Genomic DNA, 21,792 nt, shown 5'->3' with positions numbered 1-21,792 from the left:
TCCAGTCTAAAATTCAAGATTTAGGGGCATTGCTCCAAAGGGAATTCTTTTAAGTTACGCAATCGTTTGCGAGTTGTATTGAAATAAGTGAATCAAATCCCTGCGTGGAAGTGCGGAGAAGAATCCGGGGATCTTTCTTACTTTTGCGCATGCTTGATTTTAACCTCAAAGGAAAAGTTTTTGTCACCTGTAAGGATCGCTCGGTTTCTTACTTGGAAAAAGAGATCCGTGAACTGGGTTTTGTGCCTGAATCCGTCACCCGAACAGGGATTGAACTAAGAGCCACCATGGAAGAATGCATGGATCTTAACCTGTATTTACGCACAGCTTCACAGGTTCTTTATGAAATCAAATCATTTTACCTGAGAAATGCAGATGATATCTACCGCAGATTCAAGGCTATTCCATGGGAAGACTACCTGGATGTGGATGGTTATTTTTCGGTTAATTCTGTAGCCGAAAATGAAAGTATCACCACACCGCTGATCGTAAATGTAAAAGTCAAAGATGCCATTGTAGACCGTTTTCGGGAATTGAAGGGGAGAAGACCTGATTCGGGATCTGATTTCGACGGCTTGGTTTTTCAGGTTTATTGGAAGGACACCCAATGCTCTGTTTACATCAATACCTCCGGTGATACGCTTGCCAAACATGGCTACCGTAAGATCCCCGGTAAAGCTCCCATGATGGAGGCGCTGGCTGCAGCGACTATATTCGCTACCGAATGGAATACGCGGGTTCCTTTTATCAATCCCATGTGCGGTTCGGGTACCTTGGCTATAGAGGCTGCGCTGCTGGCGACCAAACGCTATCCGGGTTTATATAGAGACCATTATTCTTTCCAGCATATTTTAGGCTACGAGGAGCAGGCTTACTTGGCAAAAAAGAAAAAATTGGAAAGCAAAATCATGGAACTTCCCGATCTGAAAATTATAGCTTCGGATATTTCTTTACAGGCAATATCTTTTGCCCAAGAAAATGCTATTACTGCAGGAGTGGACCATATGATCGAATTTCAGGTATGTGACTTTGCGGAGACGGAGATACCTGAGCGTCCGCGTGGCGTGATCATGTTCAATCCGGAGTATGGTGAAAGGCTAGGGGAAAACGATGAACTGGAAGTCACCTATAAGCGCATGGGAGATTTTCTGAAGCAGAAGTGTGCCGGATACAGAGGATATATTTTTACGGGTAATTTGGAATTGGCCAAAAAAATCGGACTGAAGGCTAACCGAAGAATTGAATTCTGGAACGGAACAATTGATTGTCGTTTGTTGAAGTATGACTTATATGAGGGAAAGAAGGAAGAGTAGGTAAAGTTTTCCCGCAGATTTTCGCTGATAATACTCGCAGATAAGTGCAGATTCAGTTTAGGTTTTACGGATAAAGACCATAGATGAGCATTGATTTTTAGTTTTCCCGCAGATATAGGCAGATTGATTCGCAGATTCCCGCAGATATAAAAATAGATCAGCGACGATAATCGAGTAAAAGTTTTCCTGCAGATGAGCGCAGATAAAATCCGCAGATCTATTTTTTGAATAAATCTGCGGGAAATATTAGATTTTACTGATGTTCGTCTCTCAACAGGTCATTGACTGTCTTCACAGGATTGAAGGTGATAAGGGGCACTTCTACGAAAATCGTGTTCCAGCCTGCCATAGCTCCATTCCAAAGCCCCGGTAATTCCAGTGCTTTGAGATCTTTCCCGCTTTTTGATTTCTCGGTGATAAATCCGGTCATCATGTCGCGATACTTTAGTAGATCAAATGGTTCGCCCTTGTAGTTTCTTGTAGCACATACCAAATCTACGGGGTTGAAATGGGTAGCAGCATTAAAATGAACTTTTGATTCAGGATCGTTTAAATCGATCTGGGCAGTTTCAAGGATTTGAAGAGATTGGGAGCCATCTGTCTCTTTTACCCAAAATGGCCCGCCTCCGGGTTCGCCTGTATTTTTCACCATTCCACATACACGAATCGGTCTGTTTAGTTTGCCCCTGAGAAAAATACCTTGATGCTCTAAGGAATTCGTATGGAAATCCTCTGGCAATTTCCCGCCGATCTCATGTGTAAAAACCTCTTCCGCATGTCTTAAAGATTTCTCTTCAATACCATCATCCAAGCTTTTCAAAGCGCTGAATACTTTCTCCTGAACCTCCAACAGCAGTCCTCCAATTGCCATTTTGTAATTTTTAGTTTCCTCTTTCAATCGGTCCGGAACTACATTGTCCACGTTTTTGATAAAAATGAGATCAGCAGATACATCATTGAGATTTTCCAGCAATGCCCCATGGCCTGCAGGCCTGAAAAGGATACTTCCATCTTCCTCGGTAAATGGCGTATTATCGGTGTTTACAGCTATGGTGTCGGTAGATTTCTTCTGCTGAGAGTAGCTGATGTCGAAGTTAACCCCGAATTCTTTCTCTATTCCGGGAAGTATTTTTTCTATTTCCTTTTTGAATTTCTCCGTGTGCTCAGGAGATACAGTAAAATGAATTTTCACCATTGACCCGGTTCCAATAGCATATTGCACTCCCTCGATTAAGTGTTCGTAAGCCGGAGTTCTGCGTCCTTCCTTATAGCGGTGAAACTTGAGTAATCCTTTAGGCAAATTACCATAGCCAAGGCCTTCGTCCAATAGCAAGGCGGCCAAGATACTTTTGTAGTCTTTGGTATCGAGTGCCTGATAGATGCTGCTTCCCTGACTTTCCAATACCTCATCAAGATCTTCATAGAAAGCGAATTTCTCGATATTGTCCATGAACTTCTGAACAAAAGCCGACTTACTGATATCTCCATCGCCTTCCAGAAAGGAGAAAAGATCTTTGAACATCCGCGAAGCCGCTCCACTTGCCGGTACAAATTTCAATACTTCCACTTGAGAAGCCTTTTCGGGATAAGTCATCAGGAAATGCTTCAACTCTTTATCGCTCAAAACTTTTATGCCATTTCCCGGAGTGGCAGGAGCGGTAATATTTAGAAAAGGGAAGCCATTTTCAAAATGTTTAATCTGTTGGGCTACGGTTTCAGGGTTCATACCCTGTTCCAAAATTTGGTCTGTTAAGTGATTTTCCATTAGGTGTCTGATAAAAATATAGGGTGTAAGTTAATAGGCTTAGTGAGTATCCTCAAATTGAATGTGGGATTTTTTCTAAAATTAAATTCATTAATAATTTATACAGGATCTGCTTTTCCCATACATAATTACTCTTTTAGGTAACATTTTTCAACTGAAACCTTATTCTTTGCTTGGGCCGCTTTTGTGCCAAGACTGAAAGTCCCGCATCAGTTATCTGAAGAATTCGAGGGTAGCCACCGGTGATCTGCGCATCCTTCATCAGGACAATCAATCTGCCGCCTGAAGTCAACTGCACAGTACCCGGAAAAACCGGAGCAGTCGCCATTTCATGAGGTTTGTGGGAGATGGTTTCTTCCAACTGAATAGCCATTCGATCTTTGAGGTGTGAGATGGTAAAATCCATTTCTTCCATCAGGGTTCGGGTTTTTTCGTCCAATAATTTCCATTCCGGCCCAGGATATACTTTAATGATGGGTTGTAGAGCCCAACTGAAATCCCATTTCACTTTTGAAGCAGTGAATCGTGGAAGTTCCTGAGTTGTGAAATAGGGGATTAGATCTCCTTTTTCAGCGTAGTCATTACTACTTATTCCTATGTACCAACTTCTGGAATCCATAATTTTTTCAGTTTGAAATCCATTCTTGATGCCTAGATAAAGAACTGAACCATTGATAAATGCGCCGATTTCCAATTCATCATTTTCGTAGATTGCATGGATTCCATGGTCGGCAATCGCTTTTCCATTCAATTTCACATCCGTTTTTGCTCCGGCTAAGCAAATCAGTGTGGGTGAGTCAAATTGGATTTTTAGGCCAGGTTGACAGATCTCCAGAGCTGCGTCAGAATCTTTGTTTTTCAGGAGGTGGTTTACCCAAGTAAACGAACGGGAATCCAAAGCTCCTGAAGTAGGAACTCCAAATCCGGTAAATCCGATTCTGCCGGAATCCTGAACAGAAGTCCCCGGACCGGTTTTTACAATATTCAAATAACCAATATCCCTGATCATTTGAATTTTGGTTTTTGGGGATGCCTTTTCAATTGATCAAATTCCTGAACGGTGATCGGAATAAATTCTATTCGCTCTCCTGCGGACGCAAAAACAGGGATGGGTTGCTTCGGGTCGAAAAGGGAAATAGGAGTCTGGCCGATCAGGTGCCAGCCGCCGGGACTTGAGGATGGATAAATACCTGTTTGCGTTCCTCCAATAGCAACCGAACCACTCGGGACAATGCGATCAGGCACACTTTTTCTGTCTGTATGCAATTCTTTTCTCAGACCATTCAAATACATAAACCCCGGTAGAAATCCATAAAAATGTAGCCGGTATAAAGGGGCTGAATGTATTGAGATCAGTTCTGCTGAAGTGATTTTTTTGCTTTGTGCCAAAACTTCGAGATCACGTCCTGTTTCTAAAGAATAGCACACGGGAATTTCCCGGATTTTTTCCGGTAGGGGGTAGCTCGAATCTTCCGAATCGAAGGACTTCAACCAATTATCTATTTCGGTAAATTCTATAGGATGTGAAAGTATTATTGCAAGGGTTTTAAAGCCAATTCTCATATCTACGATCTTTGGATTGAAGTCGTGTAGAAGCTTTGCTTTGAAACTTAATTGCTGCTGAAGTAGCTTGTCTGACACTTCGGAATTCCATTCAAATTCATAGAGCAGAGGAGAGATTTGGGATAATTTGGGTATCATGACCAGAATTCTTGTCGGATTAAGGGCAAAAAGCCCGTGATGCCGGGGTTGTCTCCATGAAAACAAATGGTTTGTGCCTTTACTTTGAGTTTTTTTCCTTGGTTAGAGATCAGGTACCCATGGTCCAAGATAGTATGAAGGTGCGCGGATATTTCCGGCTCTGTAGTGAGATGTGATCCGAAGATAGACCGCGGCATCAGTTGGTAATCGTCCAGATAACCCCGGTCACCAAAAACCTCGGTACGTCCGATCAAGCCCTTCTCGATGATATACTTTTCCAGCCGGGAATGGGGAGGAGTGAAAATAGGTGTATTGTGAAAGTGATTTGCTATAAAATCTGTCAGTAGGTCTGCAAGTTCTTCATTGGAAGCAGCATCATTATACAGGGCTCCATGGAATTTAATGTGATCCATAGTCACTCCGGATTCTTCAGCCAATTGCTCGAATTTTAGGATTTGGATTAAGATGGACTTGATAAGGTCTTTATGGGCGATTTTCATCGTTTTTCTGCCAAAATTAGCCGGGTCTGGATAGGAGGGATGAGCTCCAACCTTTTTCTTGTATAGCAGAGCTAGTTCTATACTTCGACTAATTGTGTTTCTATCACCGAAATGTCCTCCACAGGCAATGCTCGCTGTATCGATGAGCGGAAAAATTTGTTTCTCATTTGGCATACCTTCCCCTAAATCACAGTTTATTTCCGGAAGTTTCTTCATTGTTCTGGCAAAAATTGAGTAAAGCCTAATCTACAAAATGTCGGCTAAGGCTTCGAATATTTGCTATAAGTTATTGTAATATTTAATAAGCTCATTAAGTTGTTTGTAGTCCAGTTTTCCTTTGGCCAGTTTGAGGTGGTGAATGATCGCCAGCGCTTTCTTCATCCTGCTTTCCGGATTTTTGACCTTGGTGACAGTATAGACCATCATTCGCTGTTTGCCTGGAGTAAGGCTTTTGAAATAGAGAGTTCCTTCCTCATCCTGATCCATCAGTACTTGGAGTTCTTCAGGCATTTCATGACCGTATTCACTAAGATCTCTCGCTATGTTGACCGTAAAGGAAGATCCTTCATTTAAGTTAAAGCGATTTCGAAGTTCTTGATTGACTAAGACATACCAATAATCCTTGGACTTCATCAGTGCCATGTGAAATGGGCCTTGCCCTTTTATCCAGACCAAAACCCTGCGATGTTTCTCATCCATCATTTGGGTGGATATCTCATCGGAAATAGGAATGTGATACTGCCAATGATTAAATTCAAATGCCTCCAGTTTCCCTTGAAATTCTATCATTTTTGTTGTTTTGGATGAAATGGTAATCTTAATTCTAGTAAGAGTATCCGCAATGATGCCATGAGTCATGCCTTCTTTGGTTTAATGGCTGAATGACCGAAGAAGCTCAATGCCAGTGTTTTTCCGAATCCTATATGCATTTACTGCCTTATTTTCAGAAATGCGGATATACATAGCTGAATTTATAGTTTTATGTGATAAAAACTGTTCTTCTTATCTCTTAATAGTTTAAGCAGGGGTGCAGCCGAATTCTTTATTAGCTAAAATAAAAAATCCCTTCAACTGCTCATATTGAAGGGATTTGAAATTCACAGACCGGAGCTCTTAGTCCGGGATATTAAAGGAAATCAGAAATGAGGTGCCTTTGCCTACCTCACTCTTAACCCGAATAGAACCTCCGTGACTTAGAATAATATTTTGGGTGTTGGTAAGTCCAAGTCCTGACCCCGTTGCTTTACTGGTAAAGAATGGCTCAAACAGACGTTCTAAATTTTCTTTGGGAATACCTTCTCCATTATCCCGTATCTCAATTCTACACTGCTTGTTTTTTACAGATGTTCGCAGAATTAGCTTGCCGGTGTTTTCGTCCATAGCTTCTATGGCATTTACTATCAGATTGATTAAGGCTATTTTTACTTTTTCCCCATCTACATGGATATCACAGATATCTGTTTGATAATATTTTTGGGTACTGATTCCTTTGAGTTCAATTCTATCCTGAACATGTTCGAGCGCTTCATCCAGAAGTTTATTGATGGAGAGGGTTTTTGAATCCAGCTCAGTGAATCGGGTGCTATCCAGCAGCTGGGTGACGAGATGATTGATCCTGTCGCAATTTCTCCTGATTACATCGATCAAATCTCCGCTTTCATCCAGCACATTCTGAGGCAGCTCCATATGCAATTGATCTGCGGAAAGTAGAATTGTCGTAAGGGGATTTTTTACTTCATGTGCCAAAAGTCTGGCAATTCTGCCTGTGGAAGAGAATTTTTTAAGGTTGAGCTCTTCTTCTTCCTTGGCTTTGATCGCACTTAAATCTTTGATTAAAACCTGATAAATCCTTATGTCCTGTTTTACTATGCTGATTAGGCAATTGATGCTATGTCCATGATCAATTGCCATAATTGCTTCCATGTCGTAAAGTTCCCGACTCTTGAAAAACAAATCATCCAATTCTTGACGAGAGGATTCTTCAGGAAGCAGGTTTTTGAAAAAGAAGCTCTCTTCGGAATTGGGATCGAAGGCTTTTTTTCCGAATTTTTTCAGAAAAGCGGGATTGGCTTCTATAATTTCACCTGCATCGTCTATTAAAAGAAAAGGATCACTTGCCAGCTCGAAAATTGATTTGAATTTCACGGCTGCGCTTGACAGAGATTCCATCAATTGAGCATCCCTGATAGCATACCTTAGTGTTCTGTCAAGTGTATGCGCGTCAAATTCCCCTTTTATCAAATAGTCGGAGGCTCCCAGAGTAAGGGCTTCCCTGTCAATATGTCCTGTACTCATGCCTGTGAGCATGATTACAGGAGCGTGTTTTCTCACTGATTTTATTTCACGAATCAGTTCCAGGCCGGTATCTTTTCCAAGCCTGTAGTCTACCAAGAATACATCAAAGCTTTTATCCAACTTAGGAATGGCTTCTTCCAGACTTGTAGCTCCTTCTATTTCATAAGGGGTATCAGTGATTTTTTTGAGCAGAGTAGATACCAGAAAAAAATCGTCGGGATCATCATCTACGTAAAGTATTTTAATGTTTTCAGTACTGTTCATCTTTTCTCTATGCAGGCAGCAGGACTATTTTAGACCAGTAATTCTCAATTTCTTCTGTGATTTTCACTAGTTCTTCAAAGGATCCGGGTTTGGTGATAAAACTACTGGAGCCCATTTTGTAAGTAACGCGGATATCGTCGTCGCTGCTTGATGTGGTAAATATTATTACAGGAATGGATTTAAGCTCATCACAGCCTTTTATTTCAGCAAGCGCCTCTCTACCATCCTTGCGAGGCATATTGAGATCGAGAAGGATAATGTCTGGCTTTGGGTATTTTTCCAAATCTTCGTAGGGTGCGACGCGCTTGAGGTACTTAATAAGAGCTTCACCGTCTTCCACGCAGGTTACCTTCTCCTTTGGAAGTACTCTTTCGAAAGCTTTTAGTATAAGTAGCTTATCATCTTCATCATCTTCGGCGACTAGGATATGGATAGGTTTCTCGAAGGACATGAGCATAGGGGCTTGGTCAAAACAAGGGGTTAATTTTGTTGAAAAGATAATCACCTTTTTGCTAATTCAATACTGTCCGTTTTTTTTGGGACAAACGGCGATTAGTCTTCAATAGACGGCAAAAGAATGTTGAAAGTAGATCCATTTCCTGGATGGCTCTCCGCAAATATAACTCCACCGTTTTTTTCTATGATTTTTCGGGTGATAGAAAGACCTATTCCCGTGCCTTCATATTCTTTCTTTCCATGTAACCTCTGGAAGATCGAAAAAATTCGATCCACGTGTTCTTTCTCAAACCCTATTCCGTTGTCACTCACTTTTATCAAGTGATAGATTTTATTACTATCCAGTGTGGGATATCTACTGACGATTATTGGACTGGCCTTTTCACCGGTTATTGTGATCTCGGGATTCACATCTGACTTTGCAAATTTCAGGGAGTTCGAAATCAGATTTTGGAAGACCTGTCTGTATTCCGTATCAGAGCCATGGACTTTGGGCAATTTTCCCAGGGTGATGTTGGCAGATTGGTCTTTTATGGCAATTTCAAAGTCTTCAAGCATCTCTGAGATTACTTTGGAGAGCTTCACCGATTTTACTTTTTCATTGTCAATTCTGCCTGCTCTGCTGTATTCCAGAAGGTCAGTGATCAACCGTCTCATTCTTACCGCAGCAGCAGTGATCCTGCTTAGGTATAAGTCCCCGTCTCCTTGTAATTTGTCTTTGTACTGTTCGTTTAGAAGATCAGAAAATGCAGTGATTTTCCGTAAGGGTTCTTGCAAATCATGGGAGGCTACGTAAGCAAATTGCTCCAATTCTTTATTTGAGCCATCCAAAAGCTTGATCTGATCCCTGAGTTTTTCCTGAAATAGTGTAATCTCCTTATTTGCAGCCAGCTGTGCTTTATTGTATTGGTAGATAGAGAAGAAGGTCACCAATCCAATGGTAATAGAAAAAATCGAAATCAGTCCTACGATAAAAGGCAAAGCGTTAATATTATTGATAAGGACTTGATTGCTTTCCCGAAAAAGTGTGTTTTCTACTTCATTGATTCTCAATACGATCTCTTTAATCGACTTGTAGCCACTTAAGGCGTCGTTGACTTTATAGGGATTTAGGAAGCCGTCTAAGTTACCGTTCTCTTCCATATAAGCTATAGTGGCTTCAAAAATCACAACTCTCGAATTGATGAGTCCACGAAGTTCCTCAATATTATTTTGCTGTGTTGTATTATCCAGTGTCAATGCCTGTAGCTGCGTAAGCAGCAACTCTGCATCTATATTGGATTGATTATAGAATGTTAAAAAATCCCTGTTTCCGGTCAGGGCGTAGCCTCTGATATTAGTTTCCCTTTCCAGAATACTTGAATATAATTGATCTGTACGCTGAAGAACTTCTGTAGTATGCATTACCGCATGGGTGTAGAAGTCTATTCTGCCGGCAGTCCAATAGGAAACACCGCTGCCGACGATAATCAGTATAAGGGTCACAATTGAATAAATTTTGACTTGGCGAATAGAGGGGTTTTGTTCTTTTGTCATTACAAGGATTTTCTCACTATGGGGAATTAATTACTCAATAAGCTTGGATTTTCTTTAGGCTATATTAATCTCAAACCATGTTTAAACGGCTAAATGGCCGAATCAGCCTCGCTTCTTGAAGGTTGGCTGATTTCAGGCATACCTGTTGAACTGACTGACACATAATAATCAAACAACCTAAACCCCAAAACTATGAGTTCTTTATTGTATTTCATCGCAGTAATTCTTCTGATCGGCTGGCTAATCGGAGTATTCGCCTACAGCGTAGGGGGATTGATTCATGTATTATTAGTTTTAGCAATTATAGCTGTATTATTCAGACTGATTTCCGGTAGATCCGTATAGTTCTGGGTAAGTATACATCCAGCTTGATTTCATGTTTTTAAAAATAAGTCCCAAATTCTAAACCAATTCCAACGAAACAACGACAAATGAAATGGGAACCTCCTTGAAAGATGAATTAAAGTAATGACGGAAATTTTCTTGATGACTAGTTGTGATTCATAAATGGCAAGGGAGAGGAGCTTCAGGAGGGCTGGGAATGAAAATCAGCAAGATCAAAGGTTAAAATAGGCGTTTATTCGCAATGTATAGCATAAAATTATTCTGAATTATTCTGAAAATCTAAATCAAAGTTCAATCACTAAAATAAAACACAATGAACAAATCAACAATAAATAAAACACTCTGGCTTAGCGGACTGGTGACAGGTGCTCTGATAGGAGCATATCTTTACAAAAACAAGGATGATTTCGGTCCTCAAAAAGAAAAGTTGAATAGCCTGTTAGGAGATTTTCAGGCACTTGTAGGTGATTTAAAAACTAAATTATTGGAAGCTAAGTCAGAAGGACTGGAGGCTACCAAAACGGCTTTGCAGTCCGCAAAAGACAAAGTAGATAAAGTGAAGTGAAATAGGTTTAGAATTTTGAAAAGGTGTAGCCTGTAGCTGCACCTTTTCTTTAACTAACCTTTTTAGAATTATCCAATTAGCTAAGTGAATGTGCCCCAGCGCAAACAGTTAAGATGCTGATGAAATGAATAATAAACTAATCTTAGTAATAGATGATGAGCCGGAAATTAGAACTCTTTTAATCAGATTCCTGGAAAGAAGAGGCTTTTCTGTTTTGGCTGCAGGCACGCTTAAAGAGGGAAGACAATTGTTTGAGCAGTCTAAACCTGAGCTGGTCTTTTTAGACGTAAACCTTCCTGATGGAAACGGCTTAAATGAGCTCAAGCATATTAATTCAGGTAAACTCCAATCTAAAGTGATCATGATGAGTGCTTTTGATCATAATGAAGTGAAATTGGAAGCAATCCAGTATGGAGCATTAGACTTCCTCAGTAAACCATTCAATATTGCGCGACTGGACCAAGTTGTCCAGAGCCAACTAATCAATACCAATAACTCTAAATAAAAACATGGCTAAGATTCTCGTAATTGATGATAATATAGATATCTGTCAACTTTTAGAGCGATTCCTCACCAAGAAAGGTTACGATGTTGAAACTACAATTTCAGGAAAAAATGGCCTGGATATGGTCAAAAAAACATTTTTCGATCTGATTTTCTGTGATTTCAAATTGCGTGATATGGAGGGGAGAGATGTTTTGATGAAGGTCAGGGAAGTTTCCCCCGGTACCCAAGTAGCTATCATTACAGGATATGCGGATGTGAAGATCGCTGTGGAAGTGATTAAGAATGGTGCATTTGATTATGTGACCAAGCCATTGATTCCGGATGAAATTATCAATTTAATTGAGCGGGCTCTTGCTGCCTCCAAAGCTAGCAAGTCAAATACACAAACGTTTACCAAAGCAACAGAGTTAAAGAAAGAATCTGATAAAACCCGGCAATCTGATTCGAAGTTTTTGAAAGGAACCGGGGCAGAGTCCAAGAAATTATACAAGGAAGTAGCTTTAGTAGCGCCCACTAGTCTCAGTGTAGTGATATACGGAGAAAGTGGTGCCGGCAAGGAAAATATTGCACGTACCATTCATGATCAAAGTGAACGGGCAGGAAAGCCTTTTATCGCTGTAGATTGTGGAGCCCTCACAAAAGAGCTTGCAGGGAGTGAGCTGTGGGGACATGAAAAAGGGGCGTTTACCGGTGCATTAACCGAAAAACCGGGACAATTTGAATTGGCTGACGGAGGCACGATTTTTTTGGATGAGATAGCAAACCTTTCTTACGAAACGCAAGTGGGGCTGCTCAGATTGGTTCAAGAGCGGAAGCTTAGGAGAATAGGGGGTACCAAGGATAAATCTATAGATGTACGGATATTGGTGGCTTCCAATGAGGACCTCAGGAAGGCAGTCTTAGCAGGTAAGTTCAGAGAGGATTTATATTTCAGATTCAATGAATTTAGTATTGTAGTGCCGCCATTGCGAAATAGAAAGGCAGATATTGAGCCTTTTGCCTACCATTTCTTGGAGCTTTCCAATGCTGAATTGAACAAGAAGGTTTTTGGGTTTGATGAACAGGTGATGGATGTATTGAAAGAATACCCTTGGCCGGGCAATTTAAGGGAAATGCTGAATGTGATACGTAGAGCTACGCTATTGACAGACGGTGGGAAAATGTCCGTATCTGCCCTTCCTCCTGAAATCGTATATTCCCAGAAATTTAATTTTATAGATTCAGACGCGGATAGAACGGATAGAACTGAAAATAAAGGAAATAAAATGCCGTTGAATCTTAAGGATGCCGCTGCAGAAGCCGAAGCAGAGGTGCTGAAAAAGGTGCTCGAGGAAGTGAAATATAATAGGACTCAAGCAGCAAAGCAATTGGGAATAGATCGAAAAACGCTGTTCAATAAAATGAAGCAGTACGATTTATAGGCAAAGTTGCTCACCTGGCCTGGAATTTTTTCCGGGCTTTTTTTATGAACGTCTCTAATTGGGGCTTGCTGACCTGGCTGTAGTCAGACAAGCTAACGCAGAGAAATGAGCAGATCTTTTGTACCCGATTAATCACGTTCAGTCCCAACTTGTGAAGCTCTAATTCATGGGGGCAACCGAGCTCTGAATTAAACTTTCATCACGAAAACTAAGGCATAAACCGGATACAATTTCTCATCGGATTGGGGAATTTTTTTCACACTCTTTTTATGCTTCCAAAACGAATAAAGAACTCATTCCTTTTTTTATTCTCTTCTGTAAGCTGCCGGCAGAAGAGTATTGTTCTCAACACCTAAAAATCATTCATTCCTTTTGATTTGTATATCATGGCATGCCAGTTGAACCTATGATTGCATCATTTTAAATTAATTAATTCAAATCATATGACTACCACTAAAGCAACACTCGCTAACCATTTGAAACTTGATACCAAGGCAATGAAAAATGTATCAGATAAGCTAAATGACCTGCTTTCTGATTACCATATTTTCTACCAAAATGTAAGAGGGTTTCACTGGAATGTGAAAGGAGAGAATTTCTTTGATCTTCACGCAAAATTTGAAGAGCTATATTCCCAGCTCTATGAGAATATTGATGAAATGGCGGAAAGGATAGTAACCATAGGATTCAAGCCTTTACATGCCTATTCTGATTACTTAAAAAATACAATTCACAAAGAAATCACGGATGTGTCCAATGGAGATGAATGCGTGAAGCACGTCATCGATGGCTTGGGAATTCTGGCACAATCTCACCGACAAGTGGCTAAAGCTGCGGAAGAAGCGGATGATATTGCCACTGCGGATATGCTAACCAAGTTCGTCGGCGATATAGAAAAAAGAATGTGGATGTTTACCATGTTCTCAAAGTAATCACGGGAAAAACCTTAACCCACAAAACCGCAGTGAAAGCTGCGGTTTTCGCGTGTAAAAAGAAGAAAGCGGCAGAGTTTTGGCTGCCGCTTCAAAAAGTAATTGGAAAAGTTTTTTATGGATTAATAAATATACTTCTACTAAGCTAACACTTTTTTTCAAAATTCAAGACATTTCAGCACTTCTTTTACAGTGACTGATGTGTCCGGTGTTTTATGTTCTAACTCTATGGTATCTGGGAACTTAGGCTTATTTTTCGATGTCAAATTCAATAGTTCCGGGATCGAAGTCTCACTGTTGTCCCACGGCAAATTCCCTTTTACCATTTACCCGAGTTTGGTTTATTGAGCGATGTGATGATCGCAGGGGCTCCATGTAGCCCAGAGGGAGACAAAGTTAATCTTCCGCTCCAAGAGCCGATTTTATAAGGAAAGCTCTTCTGATTTTGTATGCTCAGTCTTGTGATTGACTTCAAATTAGTATTTACTTTTTCTTTTTTGGTGAGAAGTTTACCCATAATTTCGTTTTCTGGGCTGGTTGGCTGACTACTTAGTTTAAAGAACTACTGCCTGTTAAATTAATGACGAAATGGATCACGATGAGAAAAATATAAACGGAAGAATTGCCAGAGGGGACTTTCTGGGTGAACTCCAGTTTATCACCTCAAGAAGCGGGGGTGCCGGAGGTCAAAACGTGAATAAGGTGGAAACCAAAGTTCAGCTGAAATTTGATATCCCCAATTCCCGGCAGTTGAGCGAAGAGGAAAAGGTTCTGCTATTGGAGAAGCTACGGACCAAGGCAGATCAAGCAGGTATAGTGCAGCTGCAGTCTCAGGAAAAGCGTTCACAGATCCAAAACAAGGAGCTGGTCATCAGGAAGTTTGAGGATTTGCTCCGCAAAGCTTTTCATAAGAAGAGAATTCGAAAGGCTACAAAACCCAAAAAAGGAGCGATAGAAAAAAGGCTTAAAGCGAAGAAGAACCAGTCCGAGAAGAAAGCGAACCGTAACTGGAAGGGATAGGAGGTAGTGATCGGTGGACAGTCTCAGAAATCAGTTACAGCTAAGTAATTGTTCAGATATACTGATCCGTACTTTTAGGATAAATTAGTTATCGCCAAGATCAGCACCATCAGTATTCTTTTATCAAAAGTGTGAAATTTTTGGTAGAGTCGGGTTCGTAAATCTGAATAGGGTGATTACCTGAAGGCTTGAAGATTCTCAGTGAATATAGCTTTTCAGGATTTTCTACAAGTTGATTCTGATCTTTATGATATAGGAGATTTGTATCTCCGATTGATGGACTTGACAGTCCTAGTCCATCAAATTTTTTGAAAGGAAATGGAATAGAGTCATTGATGAGCCCATTTTGAGTGAATTCCCGGTTACTTTCATAAAGATTTTGACCGTATTCAGAGGACGGAGGTGTGAGGGTGAAATCGTATTTTTTTGAACTGATGGCCTGCGAAAATACAGGAATGCATGCAGTACTTGCGAATAGCAGAAATAGAAGCAGCTTTTTCATCTGTTTATATTTTGATTTTTAATGGTCAGATGGAATCTCGCATGGTAGATAATCATCCCTCTGTGTGTCGTCTTCGACATGCTCGATTTCATCTGTTTATAATTTGTTTTTCAATGGCCACCCCGAATTCGTCGGGGCAGGCTACGGAATCTCGCATGCATTATAATCATCCCTCTCCCGAAGCAAGTTCGGGACAAGTTGTGTGTCGTCTTCGATATGCTCGATTTTATCTTATCCTTGAGGTATAAAAAACGATAGTTTTGCCAATATGAATTTTAAGTGCAAACGAAAAACCATGCAAATTTGTTTTGAAAAGCAGATAGGTGCCCTAAATCATCTGGAATCCATATATCTCCTCAGTGGTATCAGATAGAGGATTGTAGTGGGTTTTTATTAACTCTTCTCCGAAAACGATCCTATAATCCATTCAAAAGGATAGTTTTGTCCCGGCAAACTTTTATATAAGGTAATATCGACACGATTAAAATTATCATTAAAACACACAGGGAAATGATTATTTTAATCGTCAAAGATTCCACCTGCCGGCAGGTCTGACCTCTTAAAACAAATTATAAACAAATGAAAAACATTCTAATCACAGGCGGAGCCGGATACATAGGTTCTCACACCGCAGTGCAACTGGTAGAAGCGGGATACAATCCGATTGTCATAGACGATCTTTCTAATTCAGACGAAAGAGTCTTGGATAGATTGAAAGAGATTCTTGGCAAAAGTCTTACTTTTTATAAAGGAGATTGTGGTGATCGTAGTCTTTTGGATCAGATTGCTTCCGAGCATGTTATCGACGGGGTCATTCATTTTGCTGCTTTCAAGGCTGTGGGAGAAAGTACATTTCAGCCTTTAAAATATTACAGGAATAATCTGGGATCCCTGCTGACCATACTTGATTTCATGAGGGATAAGCAAATCAAAGATCTGGTTTTCTCTTCCTCGTGCACTGTATATGGGCAGCCCGAAATCTTACCTGTGACGGAAGAGACTCCCCGTCAGGATGCAGAGAGCCCCTACGGAAACACCAAGAAAATCTGTGAGGATATTATGATGGATTTTGTGAAAAGCCAGGCTGGAATTCGGGTGATATCTTTACGCTATTTCAATCCTGTAGGAGCTCACCCTAGCGGAAAAATTGGTGAATTGCCTATTGGTACACCTGCTAATCTGGTTCCCTTTGTGACCCAAACGGCTGCCGGTATACGTGAGAAGCTTACAGTTTTTGGTGATGATTATGATACTGAGGATGGATCATGTGTTCGGGATTTCATTCACGTAATGGATCTGGCAGATGCCCACGTGAAGGCCTTGGCGTATCTGGGTGAGCAGCGGGATAATTTCTATGACGTGTTCAACGTAGGGACGGGAAATGGGAATACTGTACTGGAAGTAATTACAACTTTTGAAAAAGTCAACGGCGTAAAAGTCAATTATGAAATTGGAGGCCGAAGGGCTGGGGATATCGTGAAAATCTGGGCAGACACAACCAAAATCAATTCCGTGCTCAATTGGCATCCAAGCTATTCGCTGGAAGATTCTTTGAGAGATAGCTGGAATTGGCAGAAGAGTTTATGAGTAAACAACTCCCCATATACACTGCCTAGGAGTCGTTTGATTATAATGTACATGTATATTCGCTTTAAATCGTCAAAGAATTTGATGATTTCTATCTTAGGTGACTTCTTACCGGCTTTATAAGTCAAGAAACTAGGCACGTGCATCAATGCGAATAATCATGATAAAAAACTCTTTTGATGGATTGAAGTTCAAAGAAAGAGTTTTTTGTATTAACTTCTTGAAAGTTGGTGATGACACAAATTGACTATCCGAGAGAGGTACGCGGGGAAGATGCTTTTGAAACTAATTAAAATTTAAGTTTCCACCGGCTTTTATTCTGTTACTATCTTTGTCTTTTTCTCAAAGAGTCATAATTTAAAGAAGAAAAGGAGTCAAATTTCTTCGGAATATTGATTACTGCCTTATAAATCCCAGTGTAGTTATGAATAATGATCCCTTGAAAGAAAATAGCAACCAAGATCAATTGCCTGTTCATAATTATCAGAACCTCGATGCTATTCAGGGTGCTTCGCTCTATAGAATTTGCCAGTTAAGTTCGATTGTATGTGCTACGCCGAAATCTTTGGTGATCTTTGAGGAATCTAATGCCTTAGGGTTTAAGGCTTCATCGGGATTTAATTTGGACAATAACGATCTGGCTGATTTTTTAAAGAAACAGACAGTGAAGGTTGATACATTTATCAACTGTGCAGATGTAGGAAGTCTTCAGCCCACGGTAGAAATTTCCAAGGCTTTTTCCGATTATGATATCAGTTCATTTGTGGGGTTGCCTTTGCTTGATGCAAAGGGGGATAGGGTAGGTTGCTTGCTAGCGCTGGGAGATAATTCTATTTCTCTTGATGAGAAGACAAAAACTGCTCTTGAATTACTTGCCAGCGAGGCATTGATCATAATTCAAGAGCGTAAACTGATCGCCGAATTCAGCAATATGGAGAAGTTTTTCAACCTATCCAATGACTTGATTTGTATAGCGGGGACAAATGGATATTTCAAAAAAATCAATCCATCATTTACCAACCTGCTAGGCTGGGATAATGAAGCACTGCTTTCCCGTTCATTTTTTGAATTAACCCATCCTAATGATGTTAAGAAGTCCCGCCGCATATTGGAAAAGCTTAATAAAGGAGGACATTCGGTAGAATTATCCCACCGATTCTTGTGTAAAGATGGTTCCTATAAAATTCTGGACTGGGTAGCTACACAAGATACTAAAACAGGAAACATCTACAGCATAGCACGTGACACGACAGAAGCTAAGGCTAAAGAACAATTATTGGCAAAAAGTGAAGGCAGACTCAGGGCTTTTTTTGAAAATTCACAAGGTTTGATGTGTACACATGATCTGCAAGGAGTCTTTCTTTCTGTAAACGAGGCAGGAGCCAAGAAACTTGGCTACACCTCAGAACAGATTACAGGAAAAAGTCTCTATGATATCGTTCCTGAATCCCGTCACCCTTTGATAAAGGAATATCTTTTGACAATTAAGACTGACCGTAAAGCCAGCGGGCAGATGATCACTTTTCAAAGAGACGGTTCACTGCTGATATGGATGTACAATAATGTTCTGGAAAGCGATCCTGACGGAAATGGGGATTATGTGATTGGTAATGCTTTGGACATCACCCAAAGAATCAGGCTACAGGAGGAATTGTTACAGGCACAAGTGCTCTTGGAAGAAACAGAAAAAGTGGCTAGAGTAGGAGGCTGGAATTTTGATCTAAAATCCCAAAAGCTTACTTGGACTTCCATGGCTAAACTGATTCATGAAGTCCCTGAAGGCTTTGAGTTGGATATTTCTATTGGAATTAGTTTTTACAAAGAAGGGGAAAGTAAGAATAAAATTGCTTCGGCAGTGGAAAAGAGTATGCTCACTGGCGAGAGTTGGGATTTGGAGTTACAGATGGTGACTTACAAAGGGAATGAATTATGGGTTCGGGCAATAGGAAAGACCGAGTTTGAAGACGGAAAATGTATCAGGATCTTTGGGACGATTCAAGACATCGATTCCGCCAAACAGGCTCAGATAGAGTTGGAACAGACGCAGAAAGTATTGAATAACGTGATTAATGCTTCTTCAGAGGTGTGTGTTATTTCTACTGACATGGAAGGGATTATCACCCTGTTCAACGTAGGAGCGGAGAAAATGCTCGGCTATACTTCTGATGAGCTTGTAGGAAAACATAAACCGGATATACTGATTAAACCTGAGGAAATAAGGGAATCTCAACTAGTTCTAGAGCGTGAATTTGGAAAAAAAATTGATTTGTCTGAGATTTTTACCCTCAAGGCAGATCGAAATGGAGTAGAACAACGTAACTGGACATTCATGACCAAAAAAGGGGAAGAGAAAGCAGTTTCGCTGGTTATTTCCCCTATGCGGGACTTTGAGGATAATACAATCGGCTATCTGGGTATAGCTATAGATATCACCGAAAGGACTGAAATAGAAAAGGATCTCATCACTGAAAAAAGTAGACTGAATGCCTTTGTGATGCATACTCCCGCGGCAGTGGCAATGCTGGATAATGAAATGTTTTACGTAGCAGCGAGCAATCAATGGAAAAAAGACTATGGTATTCAAGATCAGGATATTATAGGAAAATCTCATTATGATTTGTTTCCCCTGATAGACCAAGTAGGAAGGGAAAGACATCAGCGGGTAATGGATGGAGCAGTGGAGAGAAACGAAGAGGAGAGATTTAGGATGCATGGTGATACAGAAGATCGCTTCGTCTCCTGGGAATTACGACCTTGGTACTTATACACCGGAGAGGTAGGAGGGATCATGGTTTTTACCCAAAATATCACAGGAATGGTAAAGCAGCGGGAGGAATTAAAGAAAGCCAAACTTCAAGCAGAGGAAGCAAGTGTGGCCAAGTCAGAATTCCTTGCAAATATGAGCCATGAAATCCGGACTCCACTTAACGGCGTAATAGGTTTTACAGATCTCGTACTGAAGACCTCTCTGAATGAGACTCAGCATCAGTACCTATCCATTGTTAACCAGTCCGGAAATACTCTTTTGGGGATAATAAATGATATTCTGGATTTCTCTAAAATAGAAGCCGGGCGGCTAGAACTGGATATAGATAAATGTGATCTGTACGAAATGAGTGCCCAGGCCACGGATATTATTACCTATCAAATCCAAAATAAGGGACTGGAAATGTTGCTGAATATTTCTATGGATTTACCTAGGTTTGTTTACACTGATTCCGTACGTCTAAAACAGATATTGTTAAACCTTCTGGGAAATGCTTCCAAGTTTACAGAAAGCGGGGAGATAGAACTGAAGATAGAGGCACTGGAAAATGATGGTGATTTTCATTTAATCCGATTTGCGGTAAGAGACACAGGAATAGGAATAAAACCTGAGAAGCAGAGAAAAATCTTTGAGGCTTTTTCCCAAGAGGACAGTTCAACCACAAAAAAATACGGTGGTACGGGTTTAGGATTGACGATTTCCAACAGCCTACTGAGACTGATGGACAGTAAACTTCATCTCATCAGTGAACCTGACAAAGGAAGTACTTTTTATTTTGACATCAAGCTAAAAACAGAAGTAGGAGAGCCCATAGAATGGTCTGGTGTGGACAGAATCAATAATGTGCTTATAGTTGATGATAACGATAACAATAGGCTAATAGTAAAACAGATGCTGCTTCTGAAGAATATTCAGTCTATAGAAGCTTCTAGTGGATTTGAAGCATTGCAGCTGCTTGAGGAAGGAAACCGGTTTGATGTGATTCTGATAGATTATCATATGCCACTTATGGACGGACTTGAGACTATCCGAAAGATCAGAGAGACATTCACCTCTTGGAGTGGGGAAGAACCTATTATGTTGCTTCATAGTTCTTCAGATGATCATAAGATCATAGAAACCTGTAAGGAGCTTCGCGTAAACCACCGGTTGGTCAAGCCGGTTAAAATTCAGGATTTTTATCATGTATTGTCAAGACTATTCAAAGTCCAAGATTTAAAAGAGATTAAATTGTTGAAGGAGGATGGTCATTTCTCGAAGAAGGGGGATCATTCAGCTAGAAGTTTTACAGTATTAATAGCTGAAGACAATCTGGTGAATATGCTGTTGGCAAGGACACTTGTTAGAAGAATAGCTCCCAATGCAACAATAGTAGAAGCAAAAAATGGTCTTGAGGCACTGGAATATTGCCAAAAACAGTTGCCTGATATTATTCTGATGGATATTCAAATGCCTATAATGAACGGGTATGAATCCACAAAAAAAATTCGGCTTTTGGAGAAAGGAGCCCATGTGCCGATCGTTGCCGTTACAGCCGGAAATATGAAAGGAGAGCGGGAAAAATGTCTGGCAATAGGAATGGACGATTTTGTGGTAAAGCCGGTGCTGGAAGAGACAGTAATGATGATATTTGATAAATGGCTTGATCCAAATTCTATTAATTTAAGTCCAAATGATTATAAAAGTGATCCAATTAGGGGTGGCCATTATAATCCGGAGAAGTTGAAGGATTACACAGATAATGATCCGCAGGTTTTGAGGGATATTCTTACCATTGTGAAATCCGAATTGAAAAACTCATTGAGTTTATTGGAGGAAGCCATTCATAGAGAAGATTTAACCGGTATTAATGAAGTGGGGCATAAAGTTTATGGCACAGCCATCTCAGCGGAGATGCATAAACTTGCAAAAATTGCTTTTGAATTGGAACATTTAGAGGCTTATTGTGCGCCTACAATTGACACCTTATATCAGGCTTTGGATTCAGAGATAAATCTTGTTTTAAAAATGATGGAGAAGAGGGATGCTTAATTCCTTGTTTTGAAGTGTGGGTGTCGTAAAATGGCTTAGTATGGAAAATTTCAAAAAAAAATATCTCATTGACATAGAAGTTCATACGAATTAATAGTACAAAATTTTAAATCTACTTTTGCAATAACAAATCTAAAACATACCTTTGCATCACTCAAAAACGGGGTAGTTGAAGAGAAATCTAAAACAATTCGGGATTTGAGCAAAACGGAGTGGTAGTTCAGCTGGTTAGAATGCCTGCCTGTCACGCAGGAGGTCGCGGGTTCGAGTCCCGTCCATTCCGCT

Annotated in this window: 18 protein-coding genes and 1 tRNA gene; 10 read left to right on the top strand and 9 right to left on the bottom strand. The window is 40.4% G+C overall.

The window, feature by feature from the left end; translation table 11 throughout:
- Positions 1 to 149 precede the first annotated feature (149 nt).
- Complete coding sequence (locus J2X69_RS14965; protein WP_310104857.1) at positions 150 to 1,313, top strand: class I SAM-dependent RNA methyltransferase; 1,164 nt, start codon at positions 150 to 152, stop codon at positions 1,311 to 1,313.
- Positions 1,314 to 1,566: 253 nt separating this feature from the next.
- On the opposite strand, the gene J2X69_RS14960 is transcribed toward J2X69_RS14965, so the two are convergent.
- The 8 genes from J2X69_RS14960 to J2X69_RS14925 form a co-directional block, all read right to left on the bottom strand.
- The gene (locus tag J2X69_RS14960; protein WP_310104855.1) at positions 1,567 to 3,078 is read right to left on the bottom strand and encodes a DUF4301 family protein; all 1,512 of its coding nucleotides are present in this window, start codon (positions 3,076 to 3,078) and stop codon (positions 1,567 to 1,569) included.
- 136 nt (positions 3,079 to 3,214) lie between these two features.
- The gene (locus J2X69_RS14955; protein ID WP_310104853.1) at positions 3,215 to 4,087 is read right to left on the bottom strand and encodes a biotin-dependent carboxyltransferase family protein; all 873 of its coding nucleotides are present in this window, start codon (positions 4,085 to 4,087) and stop codon (positions 3,215 to 3,217) included.
- The gene (pxpB, locus tag J2X69_RS14950; protein WP_310104850.1) at positions 4,084 to 4,779 is read right to left on the bottom strand and encodes a 5-oxoprolinase subunit PxpB; all 696 of its coding nucleotides are present in this window, start codon (positions 4,777 to 4,779) and stop codon (positions 4,084 to 4,086) included. The genes J2X69_RS14955 and pxpB overlap by 4 nt, the downstream gene beginning before the upstream one ends.
- Positions 4,776 to 5,495 carry a LamB/YcsF family protein gene (locus J2X69_RS14945; protein WP_310104848.1) on the bottom strand — a complete coding sequence of 240 codons (720 nt, stop codon included), beginning with the start codon at positions 5,493 to 5,495 and terminating at the stop codon, positions 4,776 to 4,778. The genes pxpB and J2X69_RS14945 overlap by 4 nt, the downstream gene beginning before the upstream one ends.
- A gap of 63 nt (positions 5,496 to 5,558) precedes the next feature.
- Positions 5,559 to 6,068: a YdeI/OmpD-associated family protein gene (locus J2X69_RS14940; protein ID WP_310104845.1), complete on the bottom strand. Its 510-nt coding sequence runs from the start codon at positions 6,066 to 6,068 to the stop codon at positions 5,559 to 5,561.
- Between the two features lie 324 nt (positions 6,069 to 6,392).
- Positions 6,393 to 7,838: an ATP-binding protein gene (locus tag J2X69_RS14935; RefSeq protein ID WP_310104841.1), complete on the bottom strand. Its 1,446-nt coding sequence runs from the start codon at positions 7,836 to 7,838 to the stop codon at positions 6,393 to 6,395.
- Between the two features lie 7 nt (positions 7,839 to 7,845).
- Positions 7,846 to 8,289, bottom strand: a complete 444-nt coding sequence (locus tag J2X69_RS14930) for a response regulator (RefSeq protein ID WP_310104839.1) — start codon at positions 8,287 to 8,289, stop codon at positions 7,846 to 7,848.
- A 101-nt stretch (positions 8,290 to 8,390) separates the two neighbouring features.
- Positions 8,391 to 9,830, bottom strand: a complete 1,440-nt coding sequence (locus tag J2X69_RS14925; RefSeq protein WP_310104836.1) for a CHASE3 domain-containing protein — start codon at positions 9,828 to 9,830, stop codon at positions 8,391 to 8,393.
- A gap of 192 nt (positions 9,831 to 10,022) precedes the next feature.
- Between J2X69_RS14925 and J2X69_RS14920 the strand changes: the two genes are divergently transcribed.
- From J2X69_RS14920 to arfB, 6 genes are all read left to right on the top strand, one after another.
- Positions 10,023 to 10,175 (top strand): lmo0937 family membrane protein, encoded by a 153-nt coding sequence (locus tag J2X69_RS14920; protein ID WP_310104834.1) that lies wholly within the window; start codon positions 10,023 to 10,025, stop codon positions 10,173 to 10,175.
- A 313-nt stretch (positions 10,176 to 10,488) separates the two neighbouring features.
- On the top strand, positions 10,489 to 10,740 hold the full coding sequence (locus tag J2X69_RS14915) for a hypothetical protein (protein WP_310104832.1): 252 nt from the start codon (positions 10,489 to 10,491) through the stop codon (positions 10,738 to 10,740).
- Between the two features lie 124 nt (positions 10,741 to 10,864).
- Positions 10,865 to 11,245, top strand: a complete 381-nt coding sequence (locus J2X69_RS14910; RefSeq protein ID WP_310104829.1) for a response regulator — start codon at positions 10,865 to 10,867, stop codon at positions 11,243 to 11,245.
- A gap of 4 nt (positions 11,246 to 11,249) precedes the next feature.
- Positions 11,250 to 12,668 (top strand): sigma-54 dependent transcriptional regulator, encoded by a 1,419-nt coding sequence (locus J2X69_RS14905; RefSeq protein WP_310104826.1) that lies wholly within the window; start codon positions 11,250 to 11,252, stop codon positions 12,666 to 12,668.
- A gap of 443 nt (positions 12,669 to 13,111) precedes the next feature.
- Positions 13,112 to 13,600, top strand: a complete 489-nt coding sequence (locus tag J2X69_RS14900; protein WP_310104824.1) for a DNA starvation/stationary phase protection protein — start codon at positions 13,112 to 13,114, stop codon at positions 13,598 to 13,600.
- A gap of 588 nt (positions 13,601 to 14,188) precedes the next feature.
- The gene (gene arfB, locus J2X69_RS14895) at positions 14,189 to 14,620 is read left to right on the top strand and encodes an alternative ribosome rescue aminoacyl-tRNA hydrolase ArfB (RefSeq protein ID WP_310104822.1); all 432 of its coding nucleotides are present in this window, start codon (positions 14,189 to 14,191) and stop codon (positions 14,618 to 14,620) included.
- A 109-nt stretch (positions 14,621 to 14,729) separates the two neighbouring features.
- Here the strand turns inward: arfB and J2X69_RS14890 are convergent, their stop codons facing one another.
- Positions 14,730 to 15,122: a hypothetical protein gene (locus tag J2X69_RS14890; RefSeq protein WP_310104819.1), complete on the bottom strand. Its 393-nt coding sequence runs from the start codon at positions 15,120 to 15,122 to the stop codon at positions 14,730 to 14,732.
- A 579-nt stretch (positions 15,123 to 15,701) separates the two neighbouring features.
- On the opposite strand from J2X69_RS14890, the gene galE reads away from it, so the two are divergent.
- The 3 genes from galE (at position 15,702) to J2X69_RS14875 (ending at position 21,790) form a co-directional block, all read left to right on the top strand.
- The gene (gene galE, locus J2X69_RS14885) at positions 15,702 to 16,709 is read left to right on the top strand and encodes a UDP-glucose 4-epimerase GalE (RefSeq protein ID WP_310104816.1); all 1,008 of its coding nucleotides are present in this window, start codon (positions 15,702 to 15,704) and stop codon (positions 16,707 to 16,709) included.
- A gap of 424 nt (positions 16,710 to 17,133) precedes the next feature.
- The gene (locus tag J2X69_RS14880; protein ID WP_310104813.1) at positions 17,134 to 21,507 is read left to right on the top strand and encodes a PAS domain S-box protein; all 4,374 of its coding nucleotides are present in this window, start codon (positions 17,134 to 17,136) and stop codon (positions 21,505 to 21,507) included.
- 209 nt (positions 21,508 to 21,716) lie between these two features.
- Positions 21,717 to 21,790, top strand: a tRNA-Asp gene (locus tag J2X69_RS14875).
- The last annotated feature ends 2 nt before the right edge of the window (positions 21,791 to 21,792 follow it).

The organism is Algoriphagus sp. 4150 (genome assembly GCF_031457395.1).
Lineage (GTDB): Bacteria > Bacteroidota > Bacteroidia > Cytophagales > Cyclobacteriaceae > Algoriphagus.
Note: the sequence above shows the minus strand (reverse complement) of the source record. Positions and strands in the feature narration are given on the sequence as shown.

What these genes read in the sequence shown, in the direction of transcription:
- J2X69_RS14955 (WP_310104853.1), bottom strand. Translation starts at nt 4,087, where the DNA reads ATGATCAGGGATATTGGTTATTTGAATATTGTAAAAACCGGTCCGGGG.
- J2X69_RS14915 (WP_310104832.1), top strand. Translation starts at nt 10,489, where the DNA reads ATGAACAAATCAACAATAAATAAAACACTCTGGCTTAGCGGACTGGTG.
- pxpB (WP_310104850.1), bottom strand. Translation starts at nt 4,779, where the DNA reads ATGATACCCAAATTATCCCAAATCTCTCCTCTGCTCTATGAATTTGAA.
- J2X69_RS14925 (WP_310104836.1), bottom strand. Translation starts at nt 9,830, where the DNA reads ATGACAAAAGAACAAAACCCCTCTATTCGCCAAGTCAAAATTTATTCA.
- galE (WP_310104816.1), top strand. Translation starts at nt 15,702, where the DNA reads ATGAAAAACATTCTAATCACAGGCGGAGCCGGATACATAGGTTCTCAC.
- J2X69_RS14965 (WP_310104857.1), top strand. Translation starts at nt 150, where the DNA reads ATGCTTGATTTTAACCTCAAAGGAAAAGTTTTTGTCACCTGTAAGGAT.
- J2X69_RS14880 (WP_310104813.1), top strand. Translation starts at nt 17,134, where the DNA reads ATGAATAATGATCCCTTGAAAGAAAATAGCAACCAAGATCAATTGCCT.
- J2X69_RS14900 (WP_310104824.1), top strand. Translation starts at nt 13,112, where the DNA reads ATGACTACCACTAAAGCAACACTCGCTAACCATTTGAAACTTGATACC.
- J2X69_RS14910 (WP_310104829.1), top strand. Translation starts at nt 10,865, where the DNA reads ATGAATAATAAACTAATCTTAGTAATAGATGATGAGCCGGAAATTAGA.
- J2X69_RS14935 (WP_310104841.1), bottom strand. Translation starts at nt 7,838, where the DNA reads ATGAACAGTACTGAAAACATTAAAATACTTTACGTAGATGATGATCCC.
- J2X69_RS14905 (WP_310104826.1), top strand. Translation starts at nt 11,250, where the DNA reads ATGGCTAAGATTCTCGTAATTGATGATAATATAGATATCTGTCAACTT.
- J2X69_RS14890 (WP_310104819.1), bottom strand. Translation starts at nt 15,122, where the DNA reads ATGAAAAAGCTGCTTCTATTTCTGCTATTCGCAAGTACTGCATGCATT.
- arfB (WP_310104822.1), top strand. Translation starts at nt 14,189, where the DNA reads ATGGATCACGATGAGAAAAATATAAACGGAAGAATTGCCAGAGGGGAC.
- J2X69_RS14960 (WP_310104855.1), bottom strand. Translation starts at nt 3,078, where the DNA reads ATGGAAAATCACTTAACAGACCAAATTTTGGAACAGGGTATGAACCCT.
- J2X69_RS14945 (WP_310104848.1), bottom strand. Translation starts at nt 5,495, where the DNA reads ATGAAGAAACTTCCGGAAATAAACTGTGATTTAGGGGAAGGTATGCCA.
- J2X69_RS14920 (WP_310104834.1), top strand. Translation starts at nt 10,023, where the DNA reads ATGAGTTCTTTATTGTATTTCATCGCAGTAATTCTTCTGATCGGCTGG.
- J2X69_RS14930 (WP_310104839.1), bottom strand. Translation starts at nt 8,289, where the DNA reads ATGTCCTTCGAGAAACCTATCCATATCCTAGTCGCCGAAGATGATGAA.
- J2X69_RS14940 (WP_310104845.1), bottom strand. Translation starts at nt 6,068, where the DNA reads ATGATAGAATTTCAAGGGAAACTGGAGGCATTTGAATTTAATCATTGG.